Annotated in this window: 21 protein-coding genes; 9 read left to right on the plus strand and 12 right to left on the minus strand. The window is 72.6% G+C overall.

The window, feature by feature from the left end:
• From ACWDN5_RS16435 to ACWDN5_RS16470, 8 genes are all read right to left on the minus strand, one after another.
• On the minus strand, window positions 1–135 hold a 135-nt coding region (locus tag ACWDN5_RS16435; protein ID WP_449676934.1), incomplete at its 3' end, for an SAM-dependent methyltransferase.
• Window positions 132–728, minus strand: a complete 597-nt coding sequence (locus ACWDN5_RS16440; protein WP_449676893.1) for a polysaccharide deacetylase family protein — start codon at window positions 726–728, stop codon at window positions 132–134. The genes ACWDN5_RS16435 and ACWDN5_RS16440, both read right to left, overlap by 4 nt.
• On the minus strand, window positions 677–1,609 hold the full coding sequence (locus ACWDN5_RS16445; protein WP_310972845.1) for an acyl-CoA desaturase: 933 nt from the start codon (window positions 1,607–1,609) through the stop codon (window positions 677–679). Before ACWDN5_RS16445 ends, ACWDN5_RS16440 begins: the two co-directional genes overlap by 52 nt.
• A 290-nt stretch (window positions 1,610–1,899) precedes the next feature.
• The gene (locus ACWDN5_RS16450; protein ID WP_004558414.1) at window positions 1,900–2,103 is read right to left on the minus strand and encodes a cold-shock protein; all 204 of its coding nucleotides are present in this window, start codon (window positions 2,101–2,103) and stop codon (window positions 1,900–1,902) included.
• 101 nt (window positions 2,104–2,204) lie between these two features.
• Window positions 2,205–3,500 (minus strand): class I SAM-dependent methyltransferase, encoded by a 1,296-nt coding sequence (locus tag ACWDN5_RS16455; RefSeq protein ID WP_396136946.1) that lies wholly within the window; start codon window positions 3,498–3,500, stop codon window positions 2,205–2,207.
• Window positions 3,482–4,864: an FAD-binding oxidoreductase gene (locus ACWDN5_RS16460; protein ID WP_449676894.1), complete on the minus strand. Its 1,383-nt coding sequence runs from the start codon at window positions 4,862–4,864 to the stop codon at window positions 3,482–3,484. Before ACWDN5_RS16460 ends, ACWDN5_RS16455 begins: the two co-directional genes overlap by 19 nt.
• A gap of 93 nt (window positions 4,865–4,957) precedes the next feature.
• Complete coding sequence (locus ACWDN5_RS16465) at window positions 4,958–5,497, minus strand: DivIVA domain-containing protein (RefSeq protein ID WP_449676895.1); 540 nt, start codon at window positions 5,495–5,497, stop codon at window positions 4,958–4,960.
• Window positions 5,494–5,931: a DUF6292 family protein gene (locus ACWDN5_RS16470; protein WP_310972841.1), complete on the minus strand. Its 438-nt coding sequence runs from the start codon at window positions 5,929–5,931 to the stop codon at window positions 5,494–5,496. The genes ACWDN5_RS16465 and ACWDN5_RS16470 overlap by 4 nt, the downstream gene beginning before the upstream one ends.
• Before the next feature lie 197 nt (window positions 5,932–6,128).
• On the opposite strand from ACWDN5_RS16470, the gene ACWDN5_RS16475 reads away from it, so the two are divergent.
• The 5 genes from ACWDN5_RS16475 to ACWDN5_RS16495 all read left to right on the plus strand — a co-directional run bounded on the left by ACWDN5_RS16475 (window position 6,129) and on the right by ACWDN5_RS16495 (window position 16,600).
• On the plus strand, window positions 6,129–6,542 hold the full coding sequence (locus tag ACWDN5_RS16475; RefSeq protein WP_449676896.1) for a DUF6292 family protein: 414 nt from the start codon (window positions 6,129–6,131) through the stop codon (window positions 6,540–6,542).
• A gap of 24 nt (window positions 6,543–6,566) precedes the next feature.
• Window positions 6,567–8,405, plus strand: coding sequence for a S9 family peptidase (locus ACWDN5_RS16480; RefSeq protein WP_449676897.1), 1,839 nt, complete (start codon window positions 6,567–6,569; stop codon window positions 8,403–8,405).
• A 29-nt stretch (window positions 8,406–8,434) separates the two neighbouring features.
• Window positions 8,435–9,406, plus strand: a complete 972-nt coding sequence (locus ACWDN5_RS16485) for a magnesium transporter CorA family protein (RefSeq protein WP_449676898.1) — start codon at window positions 8,435–8,437, stop codon at window positions 9,404–9,406.
• 322 nt (window positions 9,407–9,728) lie between these two features.
• The gene (locus ACWDN5_RS16490; protein ID WP_449676935.1) at window positions 9,729–14,279 is read left to right on the plus strand and encodes a HAMP domain-containing protein; all 4,551 of its coding nucleotides are present in this window, start codon (window positions 9,729–9,731) and stop codon (window positions 14,277–14,279) included.
• Window positions 14,276–16,600, plus strand: a complete 2,325-nt coding sequence (locus tag ACWDN5_RS16495; protein WP_310972837.1) for a SpoIIE family protein phosphatase — start codon at window positions 14,276–14,278, stop codon at window positions 16,598–16,600. Before ACWDN5_RS16490 ends, ACWDN5_RS16495 begins: the two co-directional genes overlap by 4 nt.
• Before the next feature lie 221 nt (window positions 16,601–16,821).
• Here the strand turns inward: ACWDN5_RS16495 and ACWDN5_RS16500 are convergent, their stop codons facing one another.
• Together ACWDN5_RS16500 and ACWDN5_RS16505 are read right to left on the minus strand one after the other, a co-directional pair.
• On the minus strand, window positions 16,822–17,919 hold the full coding sequence (locus tag ACWDN5_RS16500; RefSeq protein ID WP_310972836.1) for a calcium:proton antiporter: 1,098 nt from the start codon (window positions 17,917–17,919) through the stop codon (window positions 16,822–16,824).
• Between the two features lie 51 nt (window positions 17,920–17,970).
• A complete protein-coding gene (locus ACWDN5_RS16505) occupies window positions 17,971–18,885 on the minus strand; it encodes a LysR family transcriptional regulator (RefSeq protein ID WP_449676899.1) in 915 nt (304 codons plus the stop codon).
• 70 nt (window positions 18,886–18,955) lie between these two features.
• Here ACWDN5_RS16505 and ACWDN5_RS16510 point away from each other — a divergent pair, with 70 nt between their 5' ends.
• The 3 genes from ACWDN5_RS16510 (at window position 18,956) to ACWDN5_RS16520 (ending at window position 22,622) form a co-directional block, all read left to right on the plus strand.
• A complete protein-coding gene (locus tag ACWDN5_RS16510) occupies window positions 18,956–20,689 on the plus strand; it encodes a pyruvate dehydrogenase (RefSeq protein WP_310972834.1) in 1,734 nt (577 codons plus the stop codon).
• Between the two features lie 209 nt (window positions 20,690–20,898).
• Entirely contained in the window at window positions 20,899–21,864 is a 966-nt protein-coding gene (locus ACWDN5_RS16515) for a hypothetical protein (protein WP_449676900.1), read from the plus strand.
• A gap of 89 nt (window positions 21,865–21,953) precedes the next feature.
• The gene (locus ACWDN5_RS16520; protein WP_449676901.1) at window positions 21,954–22,622 is read left to right on the plus strand and encodes an HNH endonuclease family protein; all 669 of its coding nucleotides are present in this window, start codon (window positions 21,954–21,956) and stop codon (window positions 22,620–22,622) included.
• Here the strand turns inward: ACWDN5_RS16520 and ACWDN5_RS16525 are convergent.
• Window positions 22,619–23,362 (minus strand): fructosamine kinase family protein, encoded by a 744-nt coding sequence (locus ACWDN5_RS16525; RefSeq protein WP_449676902.1) that lies wholly within the window; start codon window positions 23,360–23,362, stop codon window positions 22,619–22,621. The two genes, ACWDN5_RS16520 and ACWDN5_RS16525, sit on opposite strands and share 4 nt — an antisense overlap.
• Window positions 23,363–23,416: 54 nt before the next feature.
• On the opposite strand from ACWDN5_RS16525, the gene ACWDN5_RS16530 reads away from it, so the two are divergent.
• The gene (locus tag ACWDN5_RS16530; RefSeq protein WP_449676903.1) at window positions 23,417–23,773 is read left to right on the plus strand and encodes an MmcQ/YjbR family DNA-binding protein; all 357 of its coding nucleotides are present in this window, start codon (window positions 23,417–23,419) and stop codon (window positions 23,771–23,773) included.
• Here ACWDN5_RS16530 and ACWDN5_RS16535 read toward each other — a convergent pair.
• Entirely contained in the window at window positions 23,698–24,561 is an 864-nt protein-coding gene (locus ACWDN5_RS16535) for a GNAT family N-acetyltransferase (protein ID WP_449676904.1), read from the minus strand. The genes ACWDN5_RS16530 and ACWDN5_RS16535 overlap by 76 nt on opposite strands.
• Window positions 24,562–24,577: the final 16 nt, after the last annotated feature.

The following is a 24,577-nucleotide window of genomic DNA, read 5'->3' on the forward strand; positions in this document are numbered from 1 at the left end:
GCGCGCGTTGGCGTCGACGGCTTGGGCGACTTCGTGCACGTGCCCGAGCGTCGGCATCCCCGAACCGATGTCCAGGAATTGCCGGATGCCCTGGTGTCCCGAATGAGTCATTCGCGACCTCCGGGCGGCGGTCACCGGAGGGCGACCGGGCCGGGCCGCAGCCCGCGCTCGGTGAGCGCGGCGAGGATGCGGGGGACCGCGTCGAGGGCGGCCGGGCGGCCTTCGTGCATCAGCACGACGCCGCCCGGCTGCGCTTCCCCGGCCGCGGCGACGATCTCGTCCGCGGGGCAGCCGGCCCAGTCGCGGGTGTCGACCGTCCACAGGACCTCGGTGAGCCCCTGTGCCGCAACGGTTTCCGCGACCTCCGGGCCGGTGTCGCCGTAGGGCGGCCGGAACAGGACCGGGCGGGTGCCGGTGAGCTCGGTGAGGAGGTCCTGCGTGCGCCGGACCTCCTCGGCGCGGGCCTCCGGGCCGAGCGTGGTCAGCCGCGGGTGGGTCCAGGTGTGGTTGCCGATCACGTGCCCGGCCGCGGCGATCGCCCGGACCAGCGCGGGGTGCGCCTCGGCGTGCTCGCCCCACAGGAAGAACGTCGCCGGCGTCCCGTCGAGGGCGGCCAGCAGCGCCGGGGTCGTCTCCGGGTACGGGCCGTCGTCGAAGGTCAGCGCGACGGTGTCCATCAGCGGGCCAGCGCGGCCAGCCGCTTCGCCGTCGGCCAGCGGACGTTCCACGCCCAGCCCAGCTTCTCGAACACCCAGATCACCCGCGCGGAGACGTCGAGCTGGCCGCGCAGCACGCCGTGCCGGGCCGACGTCGGGTCGGCGTGGTGGGTGTTGTGCCAGGACTCGCCCATCGAGAGGATGGCCAGCGGCCAGAAGTTCGCCGAGCGGTCGCGGCTGGCGAACGGGCGCTCGCCGATCATGTGGCAGATCGAGTTCACCGACCACGTCACGTGGTGCTGGAACGAGATCCGCGCCAGGCCCGCCCACAGGAACGCGGTCAGCGCTCCCCACCACGACAGCGTGATCAGCCCGCCGAGCAGCGGCGGGAGCAGCAGGCTCAGCACCACCCACAGCGGGAAGAGCCGGTCGACGACGCGCAGGTCGCGGTCGGCGGCCAGGTCCGGGGCGAACCGGTCGACGTTGGTCTTGTCGCGGCCGAAGAGCCAGCCCATGTGCGCGTGCCAGAACCCGCGGGCCAGCGCCAGCGGCGAGGTCCCGAACAGCCACGGCGAGTGCGGGTCGCCTTCGCGGTCGGAGAAGGCGTGGTGCCGCCGGTGGTCGGCGACCCAGACGAGCACCGGGCCCTGCGCCGCGAGTCCGCCGGCGACGGCCAGCGCGATGCGCAGCGCCCGCTTCGCCCGGAAGGAGCCGTGGGTGAAGTAGCGGTGGTAACCGACGGTGATCCCGAGCGTCGAGACCACGAAGAACGCGCCGGCGATGGTGAGGTCGAGCCAGCTGACGCCCCAGCCCCAGAACACCGGGACGGCGACGGCCAGCGCGAGGAACGGGACCAGCAGGAACGTGCGGATGGTGATGAGCTCGGGGATCGTCTGCTTGCCGGAGAGGACGGGTTTCGGGGCCGGCCGGGCTGCCTTCACGGAGGCGGTCATGCACTACTCGATTCGAGGTCTACGCCGCGCGGGGGCGCGGGAGGCCGGGGAGCGGAACACCCGGCGGTCAGCGGTCTGCGGGTGGCCGGGCGCGTCACCGCTCCTGCCGGTGATCTGCCTCGGATGGCCACGGTGCGAGAGTGAGGCCGACCGGACGCCGGCACACGGGGGGTGCTCTCGTACCCGGTCCACGTTACCTGATCGTTGTGAATCCGCAGTGTGGTCGGCGCCCGGGAACGAGTAAGGCCCCCGCCCCTGGTCGGGGCGAGGGCCTCAGGCTGCCTCGTGGCTCAGATGACGCTGACGCGCTGGGCCTGCGGGCCCTTCTGGCCCTGGCCGATTTCGAACTCCACGCGCTGACCCTCGTCGAGCGACTTGAAGCCGCTGCCCTGGATCTCGGAGTAGTGGACGAACACGTCCGGACCCCCGCCGTCCTGCGCGATGAAGCCGAAGCCCTTTTCGCCGTTGAACCACTTGACACTGCCCTGAGCCATACCAATACCTACTCTTTGTAGTGAGCCTGGGCGTCCCGTTCGGACACCCGGTCTCACCCCCCATCCTTCCATTGCGCGTCCGGAGTGGCCACCCCCGGTGGTCAAACTCCCCAATCGGGTCGCAGCGGCATGCCCATCCCGCCCTCGCTGTCGGTCCGCACACCCAGGATGTGGTGCAGTTCGATCTCGCGGCGTTCGAAGGCCAGCCGGCAGGCCGCGAGGTACAGCGCCCACACCCGGCTGCGCCCGGCGCCCGCCTCGGCGACGGCCTCGTCCCAGTTCGCGTCGAGGTTGGCGCACCACCCCGCGAGGGTCTTCGCGTAGTGCTCGCGGAAGTTCTCCGCGTGCCGCACCTCCAGGCCGGCGTCGTGCATGGCCGTCATCAGCTCGCCGGGGGCCTCGAGCTCGCCGTCGGGGAAGACGTAGCGGTCGATGAACCCGCGCGAGCGGTGCGCGACGCTGGTGTCCGGGTTGGTGATGCAGTGGTTGAGCAGCCGTCCGTGCGCCTTGAGCTTGCCGGCCAGGAAGCGGAAGTAGCCGGGGACGTTGCGGGCCCCGATGTGCTCGGTCAGGCCGATCGAGGAGATCGCGTCGAACCCGGTCTCGGTGACGTCCCGGTAGTCCTGGTGGCGGATCTCGGCGCGGTCGGCGATCCCGAGCGCGACGATGTTCTTCTGCGCCCACTGGGCCTGTTCCCGCGAAAGGGTGACACCGATGGCTTCGACGCCGTAGTGGCGGACGGCGTGCGCGACCATCCCGCCCCAGCCGCAGCCGACGTCGAGCAGCTTCATCCCGGGCTTGAGGCCCAGCTTCTTGCAGACGAGGTCGAACTTGTGCGCCTGCGCCTCCTCCAGGGTGGCGTCCTCGTGCGGGAACACCGCGCACGTGTAGGCCATCGACGGGCCGAGGACCAGCTCGTAGAACCGGTTGGACACGTCGTAGTGGCTGGCGATGGCCTCGCTGTCGCGCTCCTTCGAGTGCCGCAGCGCGGTCAGCCCGCGCCGGAACCGGCTCGGGTGCTCCTCGGCCGGCGGCTTGACCAGCCGCAGGTGGCGCGGGCCGAGCTTGCGCAGCAGCCACAGCCGGTCGGCCGGGGTGAGCTGGTCGACCTGCGCGGCCAGCGCGTGCAGCGCCGTGTAGAGGTCGCCGGTGACGTCGAGCGCGCCGGCGACGTACGCGCGGGCGAGGCCGAGGTCGCCGGGGGAGGACATCAGGTAGTCCAGCGCCAGCGGCGAGCGCACCTCGATGGCCACCGGCGCGTCGGCCGGGCCGCTGCGGCTGCCGTCGTAGGCGGTGATCGACACCTCGGCGCGGGGTCCGAGCAGCCGCTCGAAGACGGCGCCGACGGTGATGTTCTCCTGGGTCACGTTCGTTCCTTTCACCGGCGGCGGACGCATTTTTCGTAGAGGCCGAGCAGCCGCTCGCGCGGGTCGTAGGCGCGCTTCAGCTCGCGATAGGCGTCGCCGTTGTAGAGCCGCCAGAACTCGTCCTCGGTGTAGAAGCTGTCCGAGTAGAGCGACTTGTGCCCGCCGAGGCGGGTGACCTCGGCTTCGATCATCCGGTTGTGCACGCCGTCGCGCTCGCCGGGGTCGAGGGGCACGGCCGACCAGAACCCGAAGTTGACGTACAGCTCTTCGGGGTCCAGTTCGTACAGCGGCCAGCGGACGCCACCGGGCCGCTGGCGCAGCGGGCAGATCCAGACCGGGCTGATCGGGATTTCGCGCTCGAAGAACTCGAGGAACTCCGCGGCCCGGTCGAGCGGGACCTCGATGTCCTGCACGATCGTCTCTTCCGGTGGCAGCCGCCGGAGCTTCAGCAGCCGCTCGGCGATCCGGAACCGGCGATCGAGCGCGACGGCCTTCCAGTACACCGAGGACCGCAGGAACCGGCGGCCGAGCAGCAGCCGCGGCAGCCGGTGCTGGACGCCGAACGCGCGCGAGCACCAGAACCAGTCGGTGTCCCAGCGCCACAGGTAGTCCCGGACCGTGAGGTGGTCGGTCTCGCGGCGCTGGATGGACCGGTAGTAGATGTCCAGCCAGGTGTAGTCGCTGGTGGCGGGCGCGGTGTCGGTGAACGTCCCGAGCGTCAGGTACAGCTCGTCCGGACCGAAGACCGTGCCGTCGACGAAGTCGGTTTCACCGCTGTCGCAGGCTTCGCGCAGGGCGGTGAAGTAAGTGTCCCGGTCGTGGAAGCGGACGTGGCGCAGCTCGACGAACGGTTTGACCGGTTCGAGCAGGATCTTCAGCCGGAGCGCGTAGCCGAGGGTGCCGTAGGAGTTCGGGAAGCCGTGGAACAGGTCGCGGTGCTCGTTGTCCGGCGTGGCGACGACGATCCGGCCGTCCCCGGTGAGCACCTCGAGCTCCAGCACCGACTCGTGCGGCATGCCGTTGCGGAAGGACGAGGACTCGATGCCGAGCCCGGTCACCGCGCCGCCGAGGGTGATGGTCTTCAGCTGCGGCACGACCAGCGGCATCAGCCCGTGCGGCAGGGTGGCGTCGACGAGCTGCTCGTAGGTGACCATCCCTTCGACGTCGGCGGTGCGGGTCCCGGGGTCGACGTGCAGCACGTGGGCGAAGCCGGAGACGTCCAGCCCGGGGTGCTTCGCGGCGGCCCGGGAGCGGAACAGGTTGGAGGTCCGCTTCGCGAGCCGGACGGTCGCTTCGCCGTCGATCGCGGTGAGCTGCCGTCTCAGTGCGTCGACGCGGGCTTCGTGCGCGGGGAAAGCCGGGGCTTCCGGCGCCCCGGCCTGATCGATGGTCACCCCCCTGATCCTGCCTCACCGGGAGCCGTGGTGGCGCGCCGGACGTCGTGAAAAGACTCATTCCCGTAAGCGGTTCACGACGCCGGATGCGCATCAGGCGACGGCGCGGAGCGGCGTTTGCCCCTCGAGGACCGATTCGGCCTCGGCGAGGAAGGCGTCGATCCGCCGCAGCCGGTCGGCGGTGCGCCGCTCGACGGCGGCCAGCCGGTCGGCGCGGCGGCGGGCGTCGTCGACGATCCGGTAGGCCTGCGCGCGGGCGTCGGCGGTGCGGCGCTCGGCGGCCTCGTCCGCTTCGGCGACGATCGCGGCGGCGCGCTCCCGGGCCGTGGCCACGATCTCGCCGGCTTCCGCGTGCGCCAGTTCCAGCAGGTGCCGGACGCGGTCACCGACGGCGGCCGGGTCGGCGGGTTCGCGGCACAGCCGGTCGGTGCGGGCGCTCAGCTCGGCGTGGTCGGCGCGGGCCCGTTCGAGCTGCCGCGCGAGGTGTTCGGCCTCGGCGACGGCCGCGTCCCGGTCGGTGCCGAGCAGGCGGATTTCGGCCAGGAGTTCGTCGATCCGCTCGTCGACCTGCGCGCGGTCGTAGCCGCGGAAGGTCAGCGCGAAGCTCTCGGGCAGGGGCAGCGGCGCCGTCATCGGGCCGCGGCCGGCCGGCGCAGCAGCGCGGCGAGTTCGCCGGCGTCGCCCGCGGTCCGGAGCTCGACGGGGTCGGGACGTCCCACGGTGTGGTCGTCCTCGTGCAGGGCGGTGACGAACCGCGCGACCCGGCGCGGCGGCGGGACGACGGTGGGCCCGCCCAGGTAGCGCAGGACGATCAGGTCCTCGCCGGAGTGCGTCTCGATCGCGGCCGCCCAGCCGCGTTCCTCGTCCCACAGCAGGGCCACGTCGCGGTCGGGGTAGTGCGGCAGCCGCGTGTCGAGGGCGACGTAGGCCGAGACCGGGCGGTCGTGGTCGAGGGTGCAGGACTCGAGGCCGATCCCGAGCTCGGCGGTGACGTCGCGGAGGTAGCCGAGCAGCGCGGGGACGGCGGGGTGCTGGTAACCGGTCGGGAGTTCGATCGATGCGGTCACGGGGTCGTGGTGCCTTTCTCTCGGGTGGTTCCGTTCTAACATGTCGTCGTTTCGATGACAAGGAAGATGTCACCGGATGGACGACGTCTCGCCTGGCGGGAGCTGTCCGGTTCGCCGGATTGAGCGGCGGTACCCCGGGGTACCCGATCGGGCGACCGCGGAGGATCCCGCGGCGCAATGGGGAAAGCGAGGCGGCGTTGAGCATTCTGATCGACTTCGGGCGCGACACGGAGTTCTCGTTCGAGCGGCGGTTGCGCGGCTACGTGGGGGCGGTGGCCCGGGCCGTGGGGGTGGGCCTGGAGTCCTGCACGCTCGACGCGGGCACCCCCGCGGCGGCCTACATCGCCCTCGACTGGCGCCTGTCCCGCTTCCCAGGCCACGACCTGGCCCTGGTCTGGGACGAAGTCCACGGCTGGGCGGCGGCGATCGAAGACACCACCGGGGCGACGGTCCTGACCTACCTGGGTGGCGAGGTATTCCCGGAACCCCGCGCGGTGGTCCGCTTCCTGGCGGCGGTCCGCGCGGACGACCCGGACGCGGGGACGCCGGAGGCCGCGGTCCTGCGCGAGGCGGGCGGCCACGAGCACCTGCTGGCCGCGGGCCGGAGTTGATCGGTTTCGGGCACACTGGGGCCCATGGGGGAGCTGACGGCGGAAGCCGTGGTCGACCGGATGGTGCCGAAGACGCCGCGGGTGTCGCCGGACGGCGCGTGGGTCGTGTTCGCGAGTTCGCCGGTGGGGCAGCCGGGGAAGCATCCGGTGAGCGAGGTGCGGGCCGGTCCCGTGGACGCGAGTGCGCCGCCCCGGGAGCCGGCGCCGAGTGCGGCGGAAGACCGGGAGCCGCGGTGGGCGCCGGATTCCGCGTCGGTCTTCTTCCTCTCCGACCGCGCCGAGCGCGGGACGGCGCAGCTCTACCGGGTGGCCCGGGAAGGCGGCGAGCCGGAGCAGCTGACGGACTGGCCCGCGGGGATCCACGAGTACGCGCTGCTGCCGGATGGTGCGGTGGTGCTCGTCGCCCCCGAGGAAAAGGAGGCGGCCGACCCCCGGGTTCGCGTGGTCGGCCCGGCCGGAGTGCCCACCTGGGACAGTGTCGACCGGCCTGATCGGCTGTGGCTCCTCGACCCGTCGGCCCGTGGCCTCCGCCCCCTCGGCGACTTCGGCCCGCGGCACGTCGTCGAAGTCACCGCGCGGCCGGACGGCCACTCTCTCGCCGTGCTCACCTGGTCCGTCGCCGATCGGGAGCCCGGGCTTTACGACGCCGGCCTCCACCTCGTCGACGCCGTCACCGGGGCCCGGCAGGACCTCGGCGTCCCGGCGCCGGAAGCCGCGTCCCTCACCTGGTGGCGCGACGACGCCGGCTGGCGCCTGGCCTACCTCGGCATCACCCCGCCCGGCCTGATCGGCGGCCGCGCGATCTTCGACACCGGCCACCGGAACCTCACCGCCGGGATGAGTGTCTGCCCGATCGAACTCGCGAGGGCCGGTGACGGCCGGCTGCTGGCCCTGTTCGCCGAAGGCCTCGACACCACGATCCGGCGCTTCGATCCCGCCACCGGCACCTTCACCGAGCTCGGCGGCGCGACCGGCAGCCTGCTGGACCTGAGCGCGAGCGGAGACACCGTCGCCGTCGTCGGGAGCAGCGCCACCGAACCGGAAGCCGTCCACTGTGGACCGCCGGGTGGCCCGCTCACGCGCATCGGCGAGCCGCAGGTGCCCGGGATCCGGTGGGGTCGGCAGGAACGCCTGTCCTACCGGGCGGAAGACGGCCTGGACCTCGACGGCCTCCTGGTCCTGCCGCCCGGCCGGACCCGCGCCGACGGGCCCTTCCCGCTGGTCACCCTGGTCCACGGCGGCCCGTATGACCGCTACGCCGACCGGTTCCAGCTCGGGTGGTTCCGCCACGGCCAGTGGCTGGCCGCGGCCGGGTTCGCGGTGTTCCTCCCGAATCCCCGCGGCGGCCTCGGCCACGGTCACGCCTTCGCGGCGAGCGTCGCCGGCGACGTCGGGGGCGCGGAGTTCACCGACCTCCTCGCCGGGATCGACCTGCTCGTCGAGGCGGGCGTCGCCGACGGAGACCGGCTCGGGATCGGCGGGGGCAGCCACGGCGGGTTCATGGCGGCCTGGGCCGTCACGCAGACGGATCGCTTCAAGGCGGCCGTCGTCAACGCGGGCATCGCCGACTGGCCGCTGCTCGCCGCGACCGGGGAGTGCGGCCGGTACGACCAAGCCCTCGGCGGCCGGGAGAACAGCCCGATCACCCACGCCCAGCGCATCCGGACACCGGTGCTCATCGTGCACGGCGAGGACGACGCGAACGTCCCGCTGTCGCAGGCCGAACTCCTGCACCACGCGCTCGGGGACCGGCCGCACGAGTTCGTCGTCTACCCCCGGGAGGGCCACTCCCTGCGCGAGCGCGGCCACCAGCTCGACTACCTGCACCGCGTCCGCGCCTGGTTCTCGGACCGGCTGGCTTGAACCCCGCCGCCGCTGGGTAACCGGAGGGGATGACCAGGACCCGGGTGTACCGCGACGGCGTGCTGCAGAAGGAAGACTTCCCCGTCGAGGACGTGTCGGAGTTCCTGGCCGAACCGGGCACCACGGTGTGGGTGGACCTCTGCGGGCCGACCGAAGCGGATCTGGCGGAGCTCGCGGACGAACTGGGCCTGCACCGGCTCGCCGTCGAGGACGCGGTGTCCGAACACCAGCGGCCCAAGCTCGACCGCTACGACGGCCACGCCTTCCTCGCCGCCTACGCGGTGCGGTTCGACGCGGGGACCGGCGATGTCACGACGGCCGAGCTCGGCGCCTTCGTCACGCCGCGGGCCCTGGTCACCGTGCGCAAGGACGACGGCTTCGACATCGAACCGGTCGTGCGCGCCTGGGACCAGGCGCCGGAGCTGGCGAAGTCGGGTGTCCCGTTCCTGGTGCACGGCCTGCTCGACCACGTCGTGGACGGGCAGTACGAGGCCGTCCAGGCCCTCGACGACGAGGTCGAAGCCCTGGAGGACCTGGTCTTCGAGGACCGCCCGGACTCGTCGGAGCTGCAGCGCCGCTCGTTCCGGCTGCGCAAGAGCCTGACCGCGCTGCGCCGGGTGGTGCTGCCGATGCGCGAGGTGCTCAGCTCCCTGATGCGGCCGGACCTGCGGCTGGCCGACGAGCTGACCCGGCCGTACTTCGAGGACGTCCACGACCACGCCCGCCAGGCCGCGGAGCAGACGGAGGCGCTGCGCGAGCTGATCGCGACGGTCCGGGAGACCCAGCTGAACCTGCAGGGCAACCGGCTGAACCTGATCATGAAGAAGGTGACGGGCTGGGCCGCGGTGATCGCGGTGCCGACCGCGGTGACCGGCTTCTACGGCCAGAACGTGCCGTACCCGGGCAACGGCGCCCCGAGCGGCTTCTGGACGTCGACGGCCGTGGTGCTGGTGCTGTCGCTCGGCCTGTACGGGATCTTCAAGAAGAAGGATTGGCTCTGACCCGGCTTCGCGCGCGGCGGCCGATCCACTGTGGAGTGTCCACACCGGACAGCGAATCCGGGCGCGGCGAATCCCGGCGACGGCGGCCGCGCGCACGTCAACCGGTGCCCGGGACGGCGTTCAGCCGAACGGGTCAACGCGGCCGGATGGCCTGGGAGAGAAGGAAAGGCTTTCGAGCACCGCCTGGGGAGCGCGCGCGGACACGGGCGCGGCTGGTTGCTCAACCGTTGCCGCTCAGCATAGTGCAGCTGCACTATGCTGAGCCATCCGGTGTGCACCGGAGCGGGACAACCGAAGAAACGGGTGGCGGATGAGCGGGGCAATGGTCGAAGGGACGCGCCCGGGTGCCAAAGTCGCAGCTGCAGGCGTGGGCGAGGCCGGAGAGCAGGAGCTGCGGCGGTTGCTGGCCGGCCTGACCGCGGTCCGCGACGGCGACTTCGGCATCCGGTTGCCCGGCGGGGCCGACGGCCTGCTCGGCGAGATCGCCACGGTCTTCAACGGCATGGCCGACCAGCTGTCGCTGTTCACCTCCGAGGTCACCCGCGTCGCCCGCGAGGTCGGCAGCGAGGGCCAGCTGGGCGGGCAGGCGAAGGTCCCCGGCGTGTCCGGCACGTGGAAGGACCTCACCGATTCGGTGAACGCCATGGCCGGCAACCTGACCACCCAGGTGCGGGACATCGCCCAGGTGGCGACCGCGGTGGCGAAGGGCGACCTGTCGCAGAAGATCGACGTCGACGCCCGCGGGGAGATCCTCGAGCTGAAGGACACCGTCAACACGATGGTGGACCAGCTGTCGTCGTTCGCGGACGAGGTCACCCGGGTGGCGCGCGAGGTCGGCAGCGAAGGCCGGCTCGGCGGCCAGGCGCAGGTGCCCGGCGTCGGCGGCGTGTGGCGCGACCTCACCGATTCGGTGAACTTCATGGCCGGCAACCTGACCGACCAGGTCCGCAACATCGCCCAGGTGACGACCGCGGTGGCGAAGGGCGACCTGTCCCAGAAGATCACCGTCGACGCCCGCGGCGAGATCCTCGAGCTCAAGAACACGATCAACACGATGGTGGACCAGCTGTCGTCGTTCGCCGACGAGGTCACCCGCGTCGCGCGGGAAGTCGGCACCGAAGGACGCCTCGGCGGCCAAGCCGACGTCAAGGGCGTCTCGGGCACCTGGCGCGACCTCACCGACTCGGTGAACTTCATGGCCGGCAACCTGACCGACCAGGTCCGCAACATCGCCCAGGTCGCCACCGCGGTGGCGAAGGGCGACCTGTCGCAGAAGATCAACGTCACCGCCCGCGGCGAGGTCCTGGAGCTCAAGGACACGCTGAACACGATGGTGGACCAGCTGTCCGCGTTCGCGGACGAGGTCACCCGGGTGGCGCGCGAGGTCGGCACCGAGGGACGGCTGGGCGGCCAGGCCGACGTCAAGGGCGTCTCCGGCACCTGGAAGGACCTCACCGAGTCGGTCAACGTCATGGCCGACAACCTCACCGCGCAGGTCCGCTCGATCGCCCAGGTCACCACCGCGGTCGCCCGCGGCGACCTGTCCCAGAAGATCCGGGTCGACGCCCGCGGCGAGATCCTCGAGCTCAAGGACACCATCAACACGATGGTGGACCAGCTGTCCGCGTTCGCGGACGAGGTCACGCGCGTCGCCCGCGAGGTCGGCACCGAGGGCAACCTGGGCGGCCAGGCGACCGTCCGCGGCGTGTCGGGGACGTGGAAGAACCTCACCGACAACGTCAACGTCATGGCGTCCAACCTGACCGGCCAGGTCCGCTCGATCGCGCAGGTCGCCACCGCGGTCGCGCGCGGCGACCTGTCGGGCAAGATCACCGTCGAGGCCAAGGGCGAGGTCGCGGCCCTGGCCGACGTCATCAACACGATGGTCGACACGCTCTCGGCGTTCGCGGACGAGGTCACCCGCGTCGCCCGCGAGGTCGGCACCGAGGGCATGCTCGGCGGCCAGGCGCGGGTGCCGAACGTGGCCGGCACCTGGAAGGACCTCACCGACAACGTCAACTCGATGGCGAACAACCTCACCGGGCAGGTCCGCAACATCGCCCAGGTGACCACCGCCGTCGCGCAGGGCGACCTGACCCGCAAGATCGACGTCGACGCCCGCGGCGAGATCCTCGAGCTCAAGACCACGATCAACACGATGGTCGACCAGCTCTCCGCGTTCGCCGCGGAGGTCACCCGCGTGGCGCGCGAGGTCGGCAGCGAAGGCCGCCTCGGCGGCCAGGCCGAGGTCGAAGGCGTCTCCGGGACCTGGAAGCGGCTGACCGAGAACGTCAACGAGCTGGCCGGGAACCTCACCCGGCAGGTCCGCGCGATCGCCGAGGTGACCAGCGCGGTCGCCGAGGGCGACCTGACCCGCTCGATCACCGTCGACGCCTCCGGCGAGGTCGCCGAGCTCAAGGACAACATCAACTCGATGGTCGAGTCGCTGCGCGAAACCACGCGGGCGAACCAGGAACAGGACTGGCTCAAGTCCAACCTGGCCACCATCACCGGGCTCATGCAGGGCCGGCGCGACCTCGCCGTCGTCGCGGCCGCGGTGATGGACGAGCTCGTCCCGCTGGTCAACGCCCAGTACGGCGCGTTCTACCTGGCCGACGACACCGCCGAGGTGCCCGAGCTGCGGCTGGTCGGCGCGTACGGCCACCCGGACGACGGGGACGGCCCGGCGGTCCGGTTCCGGGTCGGGCAGTCGCTGGTCGGGCAGGCCGCCCGCAGCCGCCGCGCGATCGCGGTCGACGACGTCCCGCCCGGCTACGCCACCATCTCCTCCGGGCTCGGCCGCACCGCGCCGGCCAGCCTGATCGTGCTGCCGATCGTGGTCGAGGACCAGGTGCTCGGCGTCATCGAACTCGCCTCGGTGCACGGCTTCACGACGGTGCACCGCGCGTTCCTCGAGCTGCTGATGGAGCAGATCGGCGTGAACGTCAACAGCATCGTCGCCAACGCCCGCACCGACGAGCTGCTCGGCGAATCCCAGCGGCTGACCGCGGAACTGCAGGCCCGTTCGGAGGAACTCCAGGCGCGGCAGGAGGAACTGCAGTCCTCCAACGCCGAGCTGGAGGAGAAGGCGGCCCTGCTGGTCACGCAGAACCGCGACATCGAGACGAAGAACCTGGAGATCGAGCAGGCCCGGCAGGAGCTGGAGGCCCGCGCCCAGCAGCTGACGCTGGCGTCGAAGTACAAGTCGGAGTTCCTGGCCAACATGAGCCACGAGCTGCGCACCCCGCTCAACAGCCTGCTGATCCTCGCCCAGCTGCTCGCGCAGAACCCGACCCGCAACCTGACCGCGAAGCAGGTCGAGTACGCGGGCATCATCCACTCCGCGGGTTCGGACCTGCTGCAGCTGATCAACGACATCCTCGACCTGTCGAAGGTCGAGGCCGGGAAGATGGACGTCACGCCGGAGCAGGTGTCGCTGCGCCAGCTCATCGACTACGTCGAGGCGACGTTCCGGCCGATGACCTCCCAGCGCAACCTGGACTTCCGGATCACCGTGGCGCCCGGGTCGCCGTCCGAGCTGCTCACCGACGACTCGCGGCTGCGGCAGGTGCTGCGGAACCTGCTGTCCAACGCGGTCAAGTTCACCGAAGTCGGCCTGATCGAGCTGCACATCGAGCCGGTGGACCCCGAACGGCTGCCCCGGCCGCTGCGGGTGCACGGGCCCGCCGTCGCCTTCCGCGTCACCGACACCGGCATCGGGATCGCCGAGCACCAGCTCGAATCCATCTTCGGCGCGTTCCAGCAGGCCGACGGCACGACCAGCCGCAAGTACGGCGGGACCGGGCTCGGCCTGTCCATCAGCCGCGAGATCGCGCAGCTGCTCGGCGGCGTGATCACCGCCGAAAGCACGCTGGGCGAGGGCAGCACCTTCACCTTCGCGCTGCCGGTCGCGCGCCCGGACTTCGCACCGCTGCCGGCGGGGGACCACCCCGGCACCGTCGTCGTGACCACCGAGCCCGGTGCCCCCGCCGCGGCGTCGGGCCCGCGGGCGTACCGGCGGCTGCTGGTCGTCGAGGAACGCCAGCACGGCCTGCTGACGCTCGTCGCCGAGAGCGCGGCCGCGGATCTGTCCGACAGCCGCGACATCGGCCTCTCGCCCGCCGACGTCGAGGTCGTGACGGCGGTCGGCACGCAGGAGGCGGCCGCCGCGCTCGCCACCGACGCCTACCACTGCGTGGTGCTCGACCTGGACCTGCCGGAGCGGACCGCGTTCACCTTCCTGGACGCGATGCAGGGCGACAGCGCGCTGCGGCTGGTCCCGGTGCTCGCGCACAACAGCCGGCGGCTCGACGGCGAACTCGAACAGCTGGTGCAGTCCCGCGCGGACATGCAGTCCCTGGAAGTGCTGTCCGGACTGGACGAACTGCGCGAGCGGATCGCGCTGCACCTGTCGGCCGAGGAGCCCGGCGCGGTGCTGCCGCTGGTCCGCCCGGACGAGCCGGCCGCGCCGGTGCGCGCGGCGGACGTCGACACGACGCTGGCCGGGCGGACGGTGCTGATCGTCGACGACGACCCGCGCAACGTCTACGCGCTGACCGGGATCCTGGAGCTGCACGGCATGCAGGTGCTGCACGCCGAAGACGGCCGCAAGGGGGTCGAGACGGTCGCGTCGCACCCCGGCATCGACCTGATCCTGATGGACGTGATGATGCCGGAGATGGACGGCTACACCGCGACGGCGAAGATCCGCGCGATGCCGGAGCACGCCGGGATCCCGATCGTCGCGGTGACGGCGAAGGCGATGCCGGGCGACCGGGAGAAGAGCCTCGCCTCCGGTGCGACCGACTACGTCACGAAACCGGTGGACGCCGACGACCTGATCACCCGCATCAAGCGGCACGTGACGGCGTGATCGGCGACGAGCGGCCGGTCTCCGACGTCCCGGCCAACCTCGCGCGGCTGGCCGACACCGTCGCCCGCCTGCGCAGCGAAATCGACCACGCGCACGCCGTCGCCGACGGCCGCGCGCTGATCGAGCTCGCCAAGGGCGTGCTGATGGAACGCCTGCAGTGCGCGCCGGCCGACGCGGCGCGGCAGCTGGAGACCCTGGCCGGGCGGGCCGGGATGACGCCGCTGGAGTTCGCCGCGGACGTCGTCGGCGAGGCGGCCGCGGACCGGGTGACCGAGGTGGCGCAGGAGTTCCTGGCCCGCGCCGACGACTCCGGCGACTCGGTCGCGGTCCGGCTGCGGACCGCGGAGAGCGGCGTGCTCGCGGCCGGGGACACCCAGCGCGTCGCGGAGTCCATTTTGGACCATGCGCTGCGGCCGCTGGGCGCGACCGCGGTCGCGGTGTGGCTCGCCGGGTCCGACGGGTCGCTGACGCTGGCCGGCTCCGCCGGGTTCTCCGCCGAGGAGGCGGCGCGCTGGCGGTACGTCCCGCCGGGCGTGGCGACACCCGCCCGGAACGCGCTGCTCGAGCGCGACACCGTCTGGTGCCCGACGCTCGCCGCGGCCGGCCTGCCGTCGATCGGGCAGCACAGCCTGTCCGGGGGCGGCCGGGTGACGGTGCCGACCGGGACCGGCGGGCGCATCATCGGCGTCGTCGAGATGTGCTGGCCCGACCCGCTGCCCGCGGAACCGGGGCGGCAGCGCCGCCAGCTGGAGGCCCTGGCCGAGCTGTGCGCGTACACGCTCGACACCCGGGAGCTCCCGCCGGCGGGTGACGTGCTCGGCGAGCTGGTGGACTTCATCGACGGCCTGTACGACCCGGCCGTGCTGCTGACGCCGTGCCTGGACGGCGGCGATTTCCGCATCCACCACGCGAACATCCGGTTCGCCGACCCGGGCGGGCGGCCGCGCAGCCGGATCGTCGGCACCCGGCTGCTGGAGACCTACCCGCTGGCCGCGGAGGAAAGCGGGCTGCTCGACAAGATCCAGCGCGTCTACGCCACCGGCGAGCCGTTCCGGGCCGACAGCGTGGCGATCACCACCCTGGTCGACCAGGTGCCGCTGACCGTGCTCACCGACGTCAGCGTCACGCGCTTCGCCGGGAACGTGCTGCTGATCCTGCGCATCCAGGACGACGCGGCGAAGCTCGCGGTGCTGCTGCAGCACGCCCAGCGGCTCGGGCGGATCGGCGGCTTCGAGGAGAACGTCGTCACCGGGGCGATCACCTGGAACATCGAGCTGTTCGCGCTGTACGGCCTGCCGCCGAACGCGTCGCCGCTGTCGCTGCACGACCTGGCCGAGCACGCGCACCCCGACGACGCCGGGGCGATCGGCCGGTTCCTGCGGGCGGTGCTGCACCACAAGCGGCCGTCGTCGACGGCGTTCCGGCTGCAGCGCTCCGACGGCGTCGCCCGGCACATCCGGGTGGTCGCCGAGCCGGTCGTCGACGGCCGCGGCGAGCTGGTCGCGGTCCGCGGCGCCTACCAGGACGTTTCGTCGCAGCACTGGACCGAGGTGGCGCTGGCCGCGACGCGGGACAGGCTGGCCGAGACCGAGCAGCAGGCGATCGAGCGCAACCGGCTGGCGCTGCAGCTGCAGCACGCGATCATGCCGCCGGCCAAGGGCCCGATCGACATGCCGGGCCTGCGTGCGGCGGTCCGCTACCGCCCGGCGGAGAAGGAGCACCTGGTCGGCGGCGACTGGTACGACGCCGTCGCGTTGCCGACGGGCGAGGTCCTGCTGTGCGTCGGCGACGTCGCCGGCCACGGCATCGACGCGGCGACGGGCATGGTGAGCCTCCGCAACGCCCTGCGCGGCCTCGCGGCGACCGGCGCCGGCCCGGCTCAGCTGCTGACGTGGCTGAACCTGGTGGCCTACCACCTGACGGACCACGTGACGGCCACGGCGGTGACGGCGGTCTACGACCCGGCGCACCGCAAGCTGCGCTGGGCCCGGGCGGGCCACCTGCCCCCGATCGTCCGCCACCGCGACGGAACGGCGACGACGCTGCCCCTGATCCGCGGCTCGCTGCTGGGCGCGGTCCGCGACGTCGTGTACGAGGAGGACGAGCTCCAGCTCGCCGAGGGCGACATCCTGCTGATCTACACGGACGGCCTGATCGAGCGCCGCGACCGCCCGGTCCAGGATTCGGTGTCCCGCCTGGTCACCTTGGTCCACGGCCACGACGGCGGCCTCGAGCACCAGCTGGACAGGTTGCTGACCTTCAGCACCGCGGACACCGACGACGACACCTGCGTGGTCGGGATCGAGGTCACCACCGCCTGACCGTGTCGACCCCCTAATCACGCGTGTCGACCCTTCAATCACGCGTGTCGACCTCCCGATCACGCGTGTCGACCTCCCGATCACGGGGGAGGCCCCGCTCGCCGGTCGGCCGGAGAAGCGGAACGGGCGTCGGCCGCGTTCCGCGGGGCTTCTCGCGTGATTGAAGGGTCAGCACGCGTGATGGGGGAGCCGACACGCGTGATTGGAAGGTCGACTCGGCGTCAGGGGTTGATGGCCAAGACCAGGAAGCCGGCCAGCAGGACCAGGTGGACGCCGCCTTGGAGGCGGGTGGCGCGGCCGGGGACGACCGTCAGGACGCTCACCACCACCGTCAGCGCGAGCAGGACGATCTGCGTCGCACCGAGGCCGAGCAGGAGCTGGCCCGGCAGCCACACCGACGCCAGCGCGATGGCCGGGATCGTCAGGCCGATGCTCGCGATCGCCGAGCCGTACGCGAGGTTGAGGCTGATCTGCATCCGGTCGCGCTGGGCCGCGCGCACCGCCGCCAGGGTCTCCGGCAGCAGGACCAGCAGGGCGATCACCACGCCCACGAACGACTGCGGGAACCCGGCCGCGCGCACTCCGGCTTCGATGGCCGGGGACTCGACCTTCGCCAGGCCGACCACCGCGATCAGCGCCACGAGCAGCAGCGCCAGGCTGCCCAGGGCCGCTCGGTTGGACGGTGGTTCGGCGTGGTCGTCCTCCTTGACCGCGCCGTCGGCCGCGACCGGGAGGAAGAAGTCGCGGTGCCGGACCGTCTGCGTCAGCACGAACGTGCCGTACAGCACCAGGGAGGCCAGCGCCGCGAAGGTCAGCTGTGTGGGGGAAAACGCCGGGCCCGGCGTGCTGGACGTGAACGCCGGGAGCACCAGGCTGAGCGTGGCCAGGGTCGCGACCGTCGCCAGCGCGGCGCCGCTGCCTTCGGAGTTGAACAGCGTCGAGCCGTAGCGGCGGGCGCCGACCAGCAGCGAGATGCCGACGATGCCGTTGGTCGTGATCATCACGGCGGCGAACACCGTGTCCCGCGCGAGCGAGCCCGCCTCCGGGCCGCCCGAGACCATCATCGTGACGATCAGCGCGACCTCGATGACCGTGACCGCCACCGCGAGGACCAGCGAGCCGAACGGTTCACCCACCCGGTGGGCGACGACCTCCGCGTGGTGCACCGCGGCCAGCACGGTCGCCCCGAGCGCGACGGCGACGACCCCGACGAAGACCGGGCCGAGGTCGCGGCCCCAGGTGAGCGCCAGCACGAGCACGCCGACCACCGGGGTGACGGAGGTCCAGGACAGCAGGAAGGATCTCAGCGCGGCGACCATGCCTCCACCCTGTCACACCGGCGGGGATCCCGCGGGTCCGTACGGCACTTCTCACATCGTCCCTTGTGGACGGTCGCGGTCGGGCGCCACCAGCCGCGGGGCCGCTTCGACGACGTGCCGGCGGAAGCTTTCGCTCAGTGGTGGGAGGTTCCGGCCCGCCGCCCAGGCGAGGCCGATGTCGCGCGCAGCGTCCACATCGGTCAGTTCGAGGTGCGGCGCCGGGAACGCCGCCGTGTGCGGCAGCGGTACCACGGACACCCCGAGCCCGGCCGTGACGAGGCCGCGCAGCGTCTCGACCTCGTCGCCCTCGAACCCGATGCGCGGGACGAACCCGGCCTCGGCGCACAGCCGCTCGGTCGTCTCGCGCAACGCGTACCCCGGGCGCAGGAGGATGAACGTCTCATCCGCGACGTCGGCGAGGCGCACCCGCCGTCGCCCGGCCAGCCGGTGGCGCGGCGGGACCGCGAGCCGCAGCGGCTCGACGAGCAGCCGCGACCAGTGCAGCTGGGGGTGCCCGGGGTCGCCGCTGGTGATGACCAGGTCCGCCGTGCCCTCGAGGAGCTCGGCTTCGAGGCCGGCCTCGCCGTGCTGCCGCAGCTCGAACCGGGCGCTCGGGTGCTCGGCGAGGAAGCCGCTCAGCACGGCGGGCACCAGCCAGGTGCCGAACGTGTGCAGGAACGCCAGCGGGACGACCCCGGTGCCCGGCGCGACGAGCTCGCCCACTTCGCGCAGGCCCTGGTCGAGCTGGTCGAGCACGAGGTCGACGTGCCGCTTGAAGACGCGCCCGGCCGGCGTCAGCCGCAGCACCCGTCCGGACCGGCGGAACAGCTCGGCGCCGGCGTCGCGCTCGAGCCGCCGCAGGGCCCGTGACAGCGCGGGCTGGGTGAGGTGCGCCCGCGCGGCGGTCTCGGTGACGGTGGCGCCGGCCGCGACCTCGCGGAAGAGCCGCAGCGTCTCGACGTCCATGCCGCCAGTGTATGGAATTTCAGCCAATCAGGCATTGGACGCATCGATCATCCGGGGTCACGCTGGAGGCATGGCTACCGTGGCAGAACAACTGGTCAGGACCCTGCGCGACGCCGGGGTCGAGCGCATCTACGGCATCGTCGGGGACAGCCTGAACCCGATCGTCGACGCGGTCCGCCGCACCGACGGCATCGAGTGGGTCCACGTCCGCCACGAGGAGACGGCCGCCTTCGCCGCCGCGGCCGAAGCGCAGGTCACCGGCAAGCTCGCCGTCTGCGCGGGCAGCTGCGGCCCGGGCAACCTGCACCTGATCAACGGCCTGTTCGACGCCCACCGGTCGGGCGCGCCGGTGCTCGCGATCGCGTCGCACATCCCGTCGAACCAGATCGGCACCGGCTTCTTCCAGGAGACCCACCCGGACCGGCTCTTCGCCGAATGCAGCCACTTCAGCGAGGTCGTCGCGGACCCGGCGCAGCTGCCGCGGCTGCTGCGGATCGCCACGCAGGCCGCCGTCGGCAAGGGCGGCGTCGCGGTGCTGACCATCCCGGGCGACCTGGCCGACCGCAAGGCCACCGGCCCGCTGACCGAGCGCCTCCCGCTGGTGACGCCGTCGCCCGCGGTGCCGCCGGCCGCGGTCGTGCGGGAGCTGGCGGACCTGCTGAACTCCGGCGAGAAGGTGATGCTGTTCGCCGGCGCGGGCGTCCGCGGCGCGCACGACGAGGTCATGGAGCTGGCGGAAAAGCTCGCCGCGCCGGTCGGGCACTCGCTCGGCGGCAAGGAGTGGATCCAGTACGACAACCCGTTCGACGTCGGCATGAGCGGCCTGCTCGGCTACGGCGCCTGCTACGACGCGATGCACGAGGCCGACCGCATCGTGCTGCTGGGCACCGACTTCCCGTACGACAACTTCCTCCCGCAGGCGCGCACGATCCAGGTTGACCACGACGCCTCGCGCCTCGGCCGCCGCACGCCGCTGGATCTCGCGGTGCACGGCGACGTGAAGGAAACGCTGCGGGCCCTGCTCCCGCTGCTGCGGCCCCGGAGTGACCGGGGGTTCCTCGACCGGATGCTGCGGGAACACGTCCGGAAGCTGGAGAAGGTCGTCGGCGCGTACACGACGAAGATCGAGCACCGCCGCCCGATCCACCCGGAGTACGTCGCTTCGGTGCTCGACGAGGTCGCCGCGGACGACGCGGTGTTCACCGTCGACACCGGCATGGGCAACGTCTGGGCCGCCCGCTACCTGACGCCGAACGGCCGCCGCCGCGTGCTGGGTTCGTTCCGGCACGGCAGCATGGCGAACGCGCTGCCGCACGCGATCGGCGCCCAGCTCTCCCAGCCCGGTCGCCAGGTGGTGTCGCTGTCGGGCGACGGCGGGCTCGCGATGCTGATGGGCGACCTGCTGACGCTGCCGGCGTACGACGTCCCGGTGAAGGTCGTGGTGTTCAACAACGCCACGCTGGGCATGGTGAAGCTGGAGATGCTGGTCGACGGCCTCCCGGACTTCGGCACCGACCACGCTCCGGTCAACTTCGCGGCGATCGCGGCGGCCTGCGGCGTGTTCGCCGAGCGCGTCGAGGACCCGGACGACGTGCGCGGCGCGCTGGAGAAGGCGTTCGCCCACCCGGGGCCGGCGGTGGTCGAGGTGGTGACGGACCCGAACGCGCTGTCGATCCCGCCCCGCATCACGGGGGAGATGGTGCGCGGATTCGCGCTGGGCGCGACGAAGACGGTGCTCAACGGCGGTGTCGGCAAGATGGTCGACCTGGCGCGGGCCAACCTGCGCAACACCCCGCGGCCCTAGCTGTCCACTGTGGACCCTCCCGGCGCACCCCTCTTGGCTACGCACGGTGGTGATCGACCACTCGTTCGGCTGCTGGGGGAGGGGCGGGGTGGCCTCCTACCGTCGAGGGAGTGCTCGCCGTAGGCGTCGTGGGAGGTGTGACCGGCGTGCTCGTGGCCCTCCAGCGAACCGGTGCAGACCGGCCGCTCCCGCCGGCGGCGGAACATCTGGTGGCGTTGCTGCGATCGTGGGGCCCGGGCCCGCAGCACCTGACGGGGCTGGCGCTGGCGGGCATCACGCTGCAGAGCCGGCTGGGCCCGCGGCGGGTGGACGCCCTGGTGTTCACCCGCAGCGGAGTGGTGGTGATCGCGGCCCACGAGCCGGGGCCGGCGGAGTGGCCGGGCCCGGGAGACCGCACCGGAGCCGCGGTGGCGGCGGCGAGGGGCGCCCTGGCCGGCCACGAAGGCGGCCGGCACGTGACGGGCCTGGTCGCGGTCGTCCCGCCGGCGGAACCGCGGGCTCCGGGCGAGCCGGAGTTGCGGCTGGGCGAGTGGGCGGCGGTCCGGCAGGCGAGCGCGCCGGACGTGGCCGCCGGTGACGGGTCGATGGCTGTCCCGCCCGAGGTGGGCAGCCGTGCCCGGGAAGCCGAACGTCCGAACGGCGCCGCGGCCGCCGGTGACGGGTCGATGGCTGTCCCGCCCGAGGTGGGCAGCCGTGCCCGGGAAGCCGAACGACCGAACGGCGCCCCGCCCGCCCTCCGCTGGCCCGACCCGCACCCGGTGCCGAACGTCGCCGTCGTGCTCGCCGAGCCTCGTGGCTTGCGGCGGATCATCGCCCAGCACAACCGGTGGCGGACCGTCTGGTCGGCCGACGACGTCCTCGACGCCTGCTACGCCCTCTCCCTCGCGCACCTCGCCCCGCCTCGGGCCGCGCTCATCGCCGACGGGTTCCCCGCCCGCCTTCCCGTTCTCGACCGGCTGCCGGACCTGCCCGCCGTCATCCCCGTGCCGCCCGAGCCGCCGCCGGTGGCCGAGGATGCTCTCGATCCGTGGACTCCGCCCGTGCGGGTCAGCGTCTTCCCGCGGCAGCGGCCGATCCGGGACGTCCCGTGGGGCCTGCTCTTCGTGCTCACCGTGCTCGTCGCCGTCGGGGTGGTGGCCGCCGTCTTCGTCGCTCAGGTCTTCCACGGATCTTGACCCGTTCGGATCGCGCCAACTAGGCCATCTGCACCGTTTCCCCCTCGCAGCCGCTGGGCACCTCCCGGTAGCTGTGAAAGGGGTTCACGATGCCGCGCACCCGAGCGCTTGTCCTTCTCGCCGTCCTCGCCGGTTCGTCGCTCACCGGCTGCAAGCTCGCCGACGAGCTGGCCTCCGGCGCCGGTCCGGTCACCGAGGCGCCCGGCACGGTCGCCGCCCCGCGGGTCGCGCCCGCCGAGGCGCGCGCCGAGCTGGCCGCCCTGAAGGTCGCCGTGCGCGGGACCATGGACGGCTACAGCCGGGACGAGTTCCCGCACTGGGACAAGGTGGACGCGAACTGCGACGTCCGGGAGCAGGTCCTCAAACGGGACGGCAAGGACGTCAAGACCGACGCGCAGTGCGCCGCGAAGTCCGGCACCTGGGTCAGCCCCTACGACGGCGAGACCTGGCACAAGGCGTCCGATCTGGACATCGACCACATGGTCCCGCTCGGGCAGGCCTGGATCAGCGGCGCCAAGAGCTGGACGCGGGAGCGGCGCGAGCAGTTCGCGAACGACCTCGTCCGCCCGCAGCTGAAAGCGGTCACCGACAACCTCAACGAGCAGAAGAGCGACAAGGCCCCGGACGCCTGGAAGCCGCCGCTCGTGTCGTACTGGTGCGCCTACGCCACCGACTGGATCGTCGTGAAGCGCAACTACGGCCTGACCATCACGGTCCCCGAGCAGAAGGCGCTGGAGACCATGCTGGACCATTGCTAGAACGACCGGGCCGCCGCCACCGCCTGGTCCGCATAGGACTGTCCGAAGAGGACCGTGTGCACCAGCAGGGGGAACAGCTGGTGCAGCCCGATCCGATCGCGCCAGCCGGTCGCCAGGGGCGCCGCCTCGTCGTAGGCGGCCACGACGCGGTCGAGGTGCGGGCAGCCGAACAGGTGCAGCATCGCGAGGTCCGTCTCGCGGTGCCCGCCGTGGGCGGCCGGGTCGATCAGCCACGCCTCGCGCCCGTCCCACAGGACGTTGCCGTTCCAGAGGTCGCCGTGCAGCCGCGCGGGCGGCTCGGCCGACGCGGGGACCCGCCCGCAGGCCCGCTCGAACAACGCCGCTTCCGACGCACCGAACGTCCCCGCGTCCACCGCCAGCCGGACGTAGGGCAGCACCCGGTCCGCCGCGTACCAGGACGCCCAGTCCTCCGCCGGGACGTTGGCCATCGGCGCCCGGCCGATCCACGCGTCCGCAGGGCCGTCGGGCGGCGGGGCGCCGAACGCCGGGGCGCCCGCGGCGTGCAGCCCGGCCAGCCCGCGGCCGAAGCGTTCCGCCGCCGCCGCTGACGGGCGTCCGGCCGGGACCCGGTCGATGACGAGCCGGTCCCGGTCGAGACTGCGGATGGCGGGCACCGGCACGGTGCCGGCCGCGGCCAGCCAACGCAGGCCGGCCGCCTCCGCCACCGTCGCGCCGGGAGCGTGGCCGCGCTTGACGAACACCTCGCCGGAGTCGGTCATGTCCGGCACGGTACCGGCGCGCTACGGTGGTCGCCGAAGACAGGGGGACAGACGGTGGCGGTGCAGGTCAAGAAGTTCGAACAGCTGCTCGGGACGCTGGCGGAGGTCGAGCGTGCGGAAGCGCGCGACTACTCGTCGTTCAGCGTGCGCGGCAAGCGGTTCGGCTACTTCTGGCCCCGGACCCGGACCGTCGGCCTCAAGCAGACCGTTTCCGAACAACTGGCGCTGGTCTCCGAGCGGCCGGACGTCTTCGAGGTCCAGTTCACCGCGGGCGGCTTCGGCTGGGTCGTGGTTTACCTGGACGGCATCGACGCCGACGAACTCGCCGAACTCCTTTACGAGGCCTGGCGGCTCTCCGCCCCGGAGGAGCTGGTCGCGGAGGTGCCCTTCACCAGGATCGCCCGCGCGTAGAGCAGGTCGAACCCCTGCCGCTGGACGTTCTGGTGGGACTTCGACCCGGGCTGCGTGGTGACGACGGCGAGGTCGCACCCGGCCTCGGCGGCCGCCGCGAGCCGGGCCCGCAGCAACGCGGTCTGGACGCCTCGGCGCCGGTGGGCCGGCAGCGTCGCCGCGCCGCTGAACTGCGCGATCCCGTCGGTGACCCGGAAGCTCGCGCCCCCGGCGAACTCGCCGTCCCGTTCCGCGATGTACCGTCGCACGCCGGCCATGTCCCGCAGCGCGTTGACGAGCAGGTCGTGGGGGAAGTCCTCGTGCGAGGGCAGGCCTTGTCCGTCGTCCACGGCGGACGCTTCGGCCACCGCGGACAGCCAGGTCTCCAGCTCGTCGTCGCGGCAGGCTCGGACGTCGCCGGGGAAGCCGGCGTCTCCGATCCGCCGCCCGAGCACGTTCTCGTACGACTCCAGGCGGTAGCCCCGCGCGGTCAGCATCGCCCCGGCCGCCGAGTCGGCGAGCTGCGAGAGTTCGACCTGTACCGGCACGCCCCGCTCGGCGAACGCCGCCTCGATCTCCGCGAGCGCGGCGGGCTCGGGCAGCCCGGAGAAGCCGAGCCCGGCGACCTTGGTGAACGGCGACCCGGCCTCGGCGAAGGTGGCGACACCCCCGGCGAGCGGGCGCGTGAAGCCGCGGTCGTCCCCGAGCCGAGCCCGCGAGGCGTCACAACAAGCGGCGACGAACCGCGCCTCGGCGCGTTCGATGCGCTCGGCCAGAGCTGTGCCGCAAAAGAGCCGTTCCCCGTCCACGTCCCCACAGTGGCGG

This window comes from Amycolatopsis sp. NPDC003731 (assembly GCF_053586895.1).

Coding starts and splice junctions, on each gene's coding strand:
- ACWDN5_RS16445 (WP_310972845.1), bottom strand. CDS start 1,609: ATGACCGCCTCCGTGAAGGCAGCCCGGCCGGCCCCGAAACCCGTCCTC.
- ACWDN5_RS16450 (WP_004558414.1), bottom strand. CDS start 2,103: ATGGCTCAGGGCAGTGTCAAGTGGTTCAACGGCGAAAAGGGCTTCGGC.
- ACWDN5_RS16455 (WP_396136946.1), bottom strand. CDS start 3,500: ATGCGTCCGCCGCCGGTGAAAGGAACGAACGTGACCCAGGAGAACATC.
- ACWDN5_RS16465 (WP_449676895.1), bottom strand. CDS start 5,497: ATGACGGCGCCGCTGCCCCTGCCCGAGAGCTTCGCGCTGACCTTCCGC.
- ACWDN5_RS16480 (WP_449676897.1), top strand. CDS start 6,567: ATGGGGGAGCTGACGGCGGAAGCCGTGGTCGACCGGATGGTGCCGAAG.
- ACWDN5_RS16485 (WP_449676898.1), top strand. CDS start 8,435: ATGACCAGGACCCGGGTGTACCGCGACGGCGTGCTGCAGAAGGAAGAC.
- ACWDN5_RS16490 (WP_449676935.1), top strand. CDS start 9,729: ATGGTCGAAGGGACGCGCCCGGGTGCCAAAGTCGCAGCTGCAGGCGTG.
- ACWDN5_RS16500 (WP_310972836.1), bottom strand. CDS start 17,919: ATGGTCGCCGCGCTGAGATCCTTCCTGCTGTCCTGGACCTCCGTCACC.
- ACWDN5_RS16505 (WP_449676899.1), bottom strand. CDS start 18,885: ATGGACGTCGAGACGCTGCGGCTCTTCCGCGAGGTCGCGGCCGGCGCC.
- ACWDN5_RS16510 (WP_310972834.1), top strand. CDS start 18,956: ATGGCTACCGTGGCAGAACAACTGGTCAGGACCCTGCGCGACGCCGGG.
- ACWDN5_RS16520 (WP_449676901.1), top strand. CDS start 21,954: ATGCCGCGCACCCGAGCGCTTGTCCTTCTCGCCGTCCTCGCCGGTTCG.
- ACWDN5_RS16525 (WP_449676902.1), bottom strand. CDS start 23,362: ATGACCGACTCCGGCGAGGTGTTCGTCAAGCGCGGCCACGCTCCCGGC.